Origin of the sequence: uncultured Stenotrophomonas sp. (assembly GCF_963519925.1) — a bacterium.
Lineage (GTDB): Bacteria > Pseudomonadota > Gammaproteobacteria > Xanthomonadales > Xanthomonadaceae > Stenotrophomonas > Stenotrophomonas maltophilia_AE.
In genome coordinates, this window is sequence record NZ_CAUQPH010000154.1 from 1 (window position 1) to 7868 (window position 7868).

The window sequence follows — 7868 nt, forward strand, 5'->3', positions numbered from 1 at the left end:
CGGCAGCGCCAGTGCGGCGATCACCAGCAAGGCCGCCGGCAGCGCGATGAAGGTGGCCAGGAAGTAGCGCCAGCGCGGGGCCCAGGTGCCGACCTGGAGCAGGCTCACCGGCATCCAGGTTTCCCCTGACGCATCGTCGGCGACCTTGGCCGCCACCTTGACCAGGTCTACTTCCACCGGGCCCTTGCCGGTGCGCGCGACGGCCAGCGCACGCGCCACCTCGTCGATCGCCGGATAGCTCGCGGGCCACGGGCTGGGCGCGGCAACGCCATAGGCGGTGAGCAGCGGCACGCTCAGCCACGGCGCCAGCAGCGGGCGCAGCTTGCGCCGGTCCAGCACGCACCAGGTCTGCGCCAGGCCGTTGGCAACCACGCCGTACAGCGCCAGCTGCCCCGGTTCCGGGTACGGCAGCACATGCACCCGCGCGGCCATGCTGGGGTAGCCCATGTGGCGCAGGAAGCCGGGGCGGGTGCGCCCCTCCTGCGCCCAGGCCAGGCCCAGCGCGGCGACCAGATAGGCTTCAGCCGGATCTTTCGCCCCGGCACTGGCGCGGTCGTCGCTGGCCAGGAAGAACGCCAGCGATTTCGGCTCGGCCACGTCATGGTGGTCCCAGCGACCGCTGTCGCCCAGCACATGCTTGAGCGGCAGGCGTGCGGGCGCGGTTTCGGCCTTGGTCGCGTTGTGCAGGTAGGGCAGTACCGACAGCACGAAGGCCTGCAGGTCGGCGCCGCGCGAACCGGTGCCCTGCCACTCCGCTGGCAGCAGGCCGGCCAGCGCCGGGGTGCGCGCCAGCGTGTCCAGCTGGGCCTTCTGCTCCACCAGTTTCTGTACGGCGGCGCTCAACAGCACGTTGTCCGGCACCGACACCAGCGGCAGGCGGTACAGGGTGGCGGCAACATCCGGGATGTCGGATTCGCCAGCATGGGCCGACGCGTCGTCCAGCAGCACCTCCGCTGGCGGGAGGCTCACGCCGGTCGGTGCGTCCACGGTGCTGTCGGAAGTTCCAGGCTGCATGCGCTTCGATCCATGAGGTCCTTGGAAATAGCGGCAGGAGACCGGGCAACTGTAGGGCGGACCGTTGGTCCGCTGCTGTAGATTCACCCGTGCGCGAAGAGCAGCGGACTGACAGTCCGCTCTACCGGCGTGGTCTGCGGGGTACGTTGATCGGGGCCGGTCTCCAAAAAAAAATGCCGCGGAGGCCGCGGCATTTTTCCGTCCGGTCAGGGCGCCTTCGGCGGTGCCCAGTCCTTCATGAAGGCAAAGAAGCGCTCGCGGTTGTAGCCCTTCGGCTGGCCCTTGTCGGCCTCCAGCTCGCCGGTGAACTGCGAGTGCAGCAGCGTGCCATCCGCGTCGAGCACGAACAGGTGCGGATAGCCCTTGATCGCCGGGAACTGCGACAGGAACGCCGCGTTCTCGTTGTCTTCGCTGTAGTTGACCTTCATCCACACGTAATTGGCATCACGGAAGCTGCGGATCTCTGCATCGCCCTCGACGAAGGCATCCAGCAGGTGGCACCACGAGCACCACTCGCCGCCCACGTCCAGCACGATGCGCTTCCCGCCCCACTGGGCCTCGACCTTGGCCGTGGCCAGGTCGGCGACCGGGTCGCGGGCCGGGTCGAACTGCGCGTTGAGCCCGGCGACCGCGGCGACATCCGCCGCGGCCGGGGTGTTGCCCGAGGCCACCGGCTGGCCGGGATCGGCCACCGGCGGCGTCTGTTCGGTGGTGTCCAGCGGCTGCGCAGGCGCGGCGGTAGGCGCCGACGGCGAACAGGCCGCGAGCAGGCCGGCCATGATCAACGGGAACCCCCACGCGTGCGTGCGCATTGCAGACCTCACTTGACGCCGTGCATCAGCTTGTTGATCAGCGGGGCGATCAGGAACAACAGCACGCCCGAGCCCATCAACGCCCAGAAACCGAAGGTGTAACCGGTCAGTGCGGACTCGACGGTCATCCCGCCTTCGCCGCTGACCGCACCGGCGAAAATACCGGACAGGTTGTTGCCGATGCCGGTGGACAGGAACCAGCCGCCCATGCCGAAGCCGACCAGGCGCACCGGGGCCAGCTTGGTCACCATCGACAGGCCGATCGGCGACAGGCACAGCTCACCGACCGACTGGATGACGTAAACCATGAACAGGGTCCAGAACGGGATCTTGCCGTCCACCACCATGCTCGACAGCGCCAACATCAGCAGCGCGAACGCCGCGCCGTTGAACAGCAGGCCCAGGCCGAACTTGCGCGGGATGGAGGGATTGGCACGACCCAGCTTGATCCAGATCCAGGCGATGATCGGGGCCAGGGTGATGATCGCCACCGAGTTGACCGACTGGAACCACGCGGTCGGGAAGGTCCAGCCGCCCAGGTTGCGGTTGACGATGTTGTCGGCCAGGAAGGTGAAGGAGCTGCCCGCCTGTTCGAAGAACATCCAGAACATCACGTTGAAGGCGAAGATGATCAGCATCGCGATCACGCGGTCGCGCTGAACCTTGCCCTCGCGGATGCCTTCCACCAGCAGCAGCGCGCCCAGCGCCACGAACAGCACGCCGAGGATCCAGGCCAGCGCGGTGGCGCCGGTGGAGAGCAGGAAATAGGCGACCGGAATGGCGACCAGCGAACCGATGAAGACCATCACCACGCGGCCCATGCCTTCGGCACCGGCCGGCGGTGCGCCAATGCCCTTCAGGCCGGCGCGGCCGACGTAGAACCAGGCCAGGCTGAGCAGCATGCCGATGCCCGAGGCGATGAACACCATCTTGTAGGACGGCATCGCTTCGGTACCGAATACCTTTTCGGCGAGGAACTGGGTGAGCACCGGGGCGATCATCGCGCCGACATTGATGCCCATGTAGAAGATGGTGAAGCCCGAATCGCGGCGCTCATCCTTCAGCCCGTACAGCTTGCCGACCATGGTCGAGATGTTCGGCTTGAACAGGCCGTTGCCGATGATGATCGTGGCCAGGCCGAATTCGAACACTTCCTTGTTCGGCATGGCGACCATGAACAGGCCGGCGGCCATGATCACCGCGCCGGTCAGGATCGATCGCTGGTAGCCCAGCACCCGGTCGGCCACATAGCCGCCGAAGATCGCCGCGGCATACACCAGCGCCAGGTAGGCACCGTAGGTGCGGCTGGCCGCAGCCTGGCCGGCCGAGTCGCCGTCGAAGAACTGGGCCACGATGTACAGCACCAGCGCCCAGCGGATTCCGTAGAACGCGAAGCGCTCCCAGAACTCGGTCATGAACAGCATCCACAGCGGGCGTGGATGGCCGAGGGTGGTCTTGAACTCCGGCAGCGCCGGTTCGGGAACGGATTTCGCGGCGGCGTCTACGCTCATGCGGGATTCCTGGGTTCGGTGGAAGACATGCACGTCCGATGTGCGAGACAACGCGGGAGAATCCCAGAACAACGGCGTTCACGTCAAATACACACCGATGTGTGCAGCTCACCGCATGGTCGCTGAACTTGCATCTGCAACTACCCGTGCCCGACCGCCAGCGCAGCAACGGCGGGGCCTCCCGCACCGTAAGGCGGTTGCGGCCGGCAAACATGAATAGGCTTATGGAGGACCGGGGTCCGCTCAGGCGTCCGGCGGCAGCGGGTCGTCGTTGCGGATCGTGGTGCGCACCTGGAACAGCTCCGGGAAGAAGGTCAGCTCGAGCGCCTGGCGCAGGAACCCCACCCCGCTGGAACCGCCGGTACCGCGCTTGAAGCCGATCACCCGCATCACCGTGCGCATGTGCCGGAAGCGCCACAGCTGGAAGGCCGTTTCCAGGTCCACCAGGTCTTCGCACAGCGCGTACTCGCGCCAGTAGCGGTCGGTGTTCTGGTAGATCCGTTCGAACACCGGGTGCAGCGCATCGTCGGCCACGTGCGGCTGCTGCCAGTCGCGATCGAGGTAACCGGCCGGGATGGCATGGCCGAACCGCGCCAGGTAGCGCAGGAATTCCTCGTACAGGCTCGGCGCGTCCAGCACCTGCTGCAGCTGCGCCTGGCCTTCCGGGTCGTGCGAGAACACCTGCAGCATCTGCGCGTTCTTGTTGCCCAGCAGGAACTCGATGTAGCGGTACTGCAGCGACTGGAAGCCCGACGACGGGCCGAGCACGTCGCGGAAGCCCATGTATTCCGACGGGGTCAGCGTTTCCAGCACCGACCACTGTTCGGTCAGCTGGCGCAGCACCAGCTTGCTGCGCGCCAGCACCTTCTGGCACTGCCAGACCTGGTCGCGCTGCAGGAAACCGATCGCCGCGCGCAGCTCATGCCCCAGCAGCTTCAGCCACAGCTCCGAGGTCTGGTGCTGGATGATGAAGAGCATTTCATCGTGATGCGGCGGGTTGGACAGCGGCTGCTGCGCCGACAGCAGCTGGTCCAGCCGCAGGTAGCCGCCGTAGGTGAGGCGGCCTTCCAGGTCGGTGTGGATGCCGGCTTCCAGATCGCGTTGGTTCTTGTCGACAGACATGGCGGGGACCGCTTGAGGGGGTGAAAGCGTAGCGCAGTGGCCGGATGCCTGCGCAGGGTGCACCCTACGCCAGGGTGTGGACCACGGGGCAGCCCCGTGTTCAGCGCGGGAGTGGCGACCCGGGAGCCCCGGCCAAGGCCCCCGCAGGACCGCGCTCATGCACCGTTGATGCAACTGAATACGTTGATGTTATTGGCCTTGCGGGCGTTTCGTGGGGTATACCGGGGGGCCCGCCGGCCAGTTCTTGCTGCGCCGCAGGACGGCTTTTTCATACGCCTTCCTTAACATGGCAATTCATATCATTTGTAACTTCCTGTCGAAGGTGCAGTACGCAATGACGGTTGCCGCTGAGTTCAAGATCGAATATCTCCAGTACCTGGACACGGACGGCACGCTCGTCCGCGATGACCTGCCCGAGGCCCTGCGCGATCCACGCGCACTTCTGCCGATGTTCAAGCAGATGCTGTTCGTGCGCGTGTTCGACGGCAAGTCGATCGCGTTGCAGCGCACCGGCAAGCTGGGCACCTACGCGGCCTGCCTGGGGCATGAAGCGGCCCATGTCGGGATCGGCGCGGCGATGCAGAAGGACGACGTGTTCGCACCGTCCTACCGCGAATACGGCGCGATGTTCATGCGCGGCGTGCGCCCGCGCGACGTGCTGATGTACTGGGGCGGCGACGAGCGCGGCAATGACTACGGCGGCAATGCGGCCAAGGACTTCCCGTTCTGCGTGCCGATTTCCACTCAGTGCCTGCACGCTGCCGGCGCGGCGCTGAAGTTCAAGCTCAACCAGGAGAAGCAGATCGCCGTGGCCGTGTGCGGCGACGGTGGCAGCTCCAAGACCGACTTTTATGCCGCACTGAACTCGGCCGGTGCCTACAAGCTGCCGCTGATCCTGTGCATCGTCAACAACGGCTGGGCGATCTCGGTCCCGCGTTCGGCCCAGACCGGTGCCGAAACGCTGGCGCAGAAGGGCCTGGCCGGTGGCCTGCACTGCCTGCAGGTGGACGGCAACGACCTGATCGCGGTGATGGCGGCCATGCTGGAGGCGCGCGACCGCGCGCTGGCCGGCGACGGCGGTACCGTGCTGGAACTGATGACCTACCGCCTGTCCGACCACACCACCGCCGATGACGCGCGCCGCTACCGCGACGACGCCGAGGTGAAGGACGCCTGGCAGCGCGAGCCGATGCTGCGCCTGCGCAAGTACCTGGTCAACGCGGGCGTGTGGAGCGAGGAAGAGGAACAGGCCTGGACCGTGGAATGCGGCAAGCGCGTGGATGAGGAAGTGAACCTGTACCTCAACACGCCGGTGCAGCCGGTCGAGGCGATGTTCGACTTCCTGTATGCCGATCCGCCGCAGGACCTGCTGGCCCAGCGCGCGCAGGCGATCGCCCTGGAGCAGCGCCATGGATGAGATCAAGAACGGCGCCTCCAGCGCGCAGACCAACGCCGCCGACAGCGCCGCCGTCGCGCGCGGAGAAGAAAGCATGACCACCACGCCCATCACCCTCATCGAAGCCATCACCCAGGCCCTGGCATGGGAGCTGGAACACGACAAGTCGGTGCTGGTCCTCGGCGAGGACGTCGGCGTCAACGGCGGCGTGTTCCGCGCCACGGCCGGCCTGCAGCAGCGCTTCGGCGCCGACCGCATCCTGGACACCCCGCTGGATGAAACCACCATCGCCGGCCTGACCATCGGCCTGGCCGCGCAGGGCATGAAGCCGGTGGCCGAAGCCCAGTTCGACGGTTTCATGTACCCGATGGTGGACCACATCGTCTGCCACGCCGCGCGCCTGCGTTACCGCACGCGTGGCCGCCTGCATTGCCCGATGGTGCTGCGCGTGCCGTGGGGCGGCGGCATCCGCGCGCCGGAACACCACAGCGAAGCCAACGAGGCGATCTTCACCAACGTGCCGGGCCTGCGCGTGGTGCTGCCGTCTTCGCCGCAGCGCGCCTACGGCCTGCTGCTGGCCGCGATCCGCGAACCGGATCCGGTGATCTACATGGAGCCCAAGCGCATCTACCGCCAGTACAAGGAAGTGGTGGTGAACGATGGCGAAGCGCTGCCGCTGGACGTGTGCTTCGTGCTGCGCGACGGCACCGACGTGACCCTGGTGACCTGGGGTGCGCAGGTGAAGGAAGCGCTGGAAGCGGCCGACAAGCTGGCTGGCGAAGGCATCAGTGCCGAAGTGATCGACGTGGCCACGCTGCGCCCGCTCGATTTTGCCACCATCGCCGAATCGGTGGCCAAGACCGGCCGCTGCGTGATCGTGCAGGAGGCCCCGAAGACCGCGGGCTTCGGTGCCGAGATCGCCGCGCGGCTGGCCGAGGAATCGCTGTACGACCTGCTGGCGCCGGTCGAACGCGTCACCGGCTACGACACCCACATTCCGTTGTTCCGCCTGGAAATGAAGTACCTGCCCAGCGTGGACCGGATCGTGAGCGCGGCCAAACGCGCGGTGGCGGCGGGCTGACATGCGGGCCAGACTCTTGGGCCCGTACCGCAGCCAGTACCCCAACCCGCTCCGGTTCCGTACCGGCCAGATCGTCGAACTGGGTGTTCGTGACGAGGAATGGCCGGCGTTCGCCTGGGTACGCACCGACGACGGGCGTGCCGGCTGGGCACCGGTGGCGTGGTTGCAGATGCTGGACGATGGTCGCGCAGAGGCCCTGCGCGACTATGACGCCCGCGAACTGGACGTGGACAGCGGTGAAATGGTCAAGCTGCATCATGAACACGGTGGCTGGTGGTGGTCCGAGCGCGCGAACGGCGCGACGGGCTGGCTGCCGGCCCGCGATCTCGAACTGCTGGAAGAGAACTGCACATGAGTGAGAACAAGAATTTCCACCTGCCCGACCTTGGCGAAGGCCTGCCCGACGCAACGATCGTCGAGTGGTTCGTCAAGGAAGGCGACGTGATCAAGCTGGACGAGCCGCTGGTCTCCATGGAGACCGCCAAGGCCGTGGTGGAAGTACCGTCGCCGTTCTCCGGCAAGGTACTGAAGCTGGCCGGCGGTGCGGGCGACATCATCCCCACCGGCAGCGTGCTGGCCCAGTTCGAACTGGACCCGAACCTGCCGCAGCGCGCCGATGGCCAGGACACCGGCCACAGCCACGGGCATGCCGCACCCTCGCCCACGCCCAGCACCGGCCAGACCGCCGCGGCGCAGCCGGACAAGGTGGTGGCGTCCGATGAGGGTGGCGAGATCGCCAAGCCCGGCGCCGAGCGCGATGACGCCGGTACCGTGGTCGGCGCGATGCAGAGCTCCAATGCCGTGCACGCCGAGCAGGCGGTGGCGGTAGGAGGGGTCAAGGCCGTGCCCGCGGTGCGTGCCACCGCGCGCAAGCTGGGCGTGGACCTGAGCCGTGTGCGTGCCACCGGCGCCGACGGCGCGGTGACCATGGC

Annotated in this window: 8 protein-coding genes; 4 read left to right on the plus strand and 4 right to left on the minus strand. The window is 67.1% G+C overall.

From position 1 onward, the window contains the following. From RWO33_RS17715 to RWO33_RS17730, 4 genes are all read right to left on the minus strand, one after another. Window positions 1-1014: hypothetical protein (locus RWO33_RS17715; RefSeq protein ID WP_314106500.1), on the minus strand; the 1014-nt coding region annotated here is incomplete at its 3' end. Window positions 1015-1220: 206 nt separating this feature from the next. After that, window positions 1221-1826 (minus strand): thioredoxin family protein, encoded by a 606-nt coding sequence (locus RWO33_RS17720; RefSeq protein WP_314106501.1) that lies wholly within the window; start codon window positions 1824-1826, stop codon window positions 1221-1223. 8 nt (window positions 1827-1834) lie between these two features. Continuing rightward, window positions 1835-3337, minus strand: a complete 1503-nt coding sequence (locus RWO33_RS17725) for an oligopeptide:H+ symporter (RefSeq protein WP_145478898.1) — start codon at window positions 3335-3337, stop codon at window positions 1835-1837. Between the two features lie 243 nt (window positions 3338-3580). Then, complete coding sequence (locus RWO33_RS17730) at window positions 3581-4459, minus strand: tryptophan 2,3-dioxygenase family protein (RefSeq protein WP_145478897.1); 879 nt, start codon at window positions 4457-4459, stop codon at window positions 3581-3583. A 334-nt stretch (window positions 4460-4793) separates the two neighbouring features. Here RWO33_RS17730 and pdhA point away from each other — a divergent pair, with 334 nt between their 5' ends. The 4 genes from pdhA to RWO33_RS17750 all read left to right on the plus strand — a co-directional run. After that, entirely contained in the window at window positions 4794-5876 is a 1083-nt protein-coding gene (pdhA, locus tag RWO33_RS17735; protein ID WP_145478896.1) for a pyruvate dehydrogenase (acetyl-transferring) E1 component subunit alpha, read from the plus strand. Beyond that, window positions 5869-6936, plus strand: a complete 1068-nt coding sequence (locus RWO33_RS17740) for an alpha-ketoacid dehydrogenase subunit beta (RefSeq protein WP_145478895.1) — start codon at window positions 5869-5871, stop codon at window positions 6934-6936. The genes pdhA and RWO33_RS17740 overlap by 8 nt, the downstream gene beginning before the upstream one ends. A 1-nt stretch (window position 6937) precedes the next feature. Beyond that, a complete protein-coding gene (locus RWO33_RS17745; RefSeq protein WP_145478894.1) occupies window positions 6938-7291 on the plus strand; it encodes an SH3 domain-containing protein in 354 nt (117 codons plus the stop codon). After that, window positions 7288-7868, plus strand: a 581-nt coding sequence (locus tag RWO33_RS17750) for a biotin/lipoyl-containing protein (RefSeq protein WP_314106504.1), incomplete at its 3' end; no start/stop codon positions are given. The genes RWO33_RS17745 and RWO33_RS17750, both read left to right, overlap by 4 nt.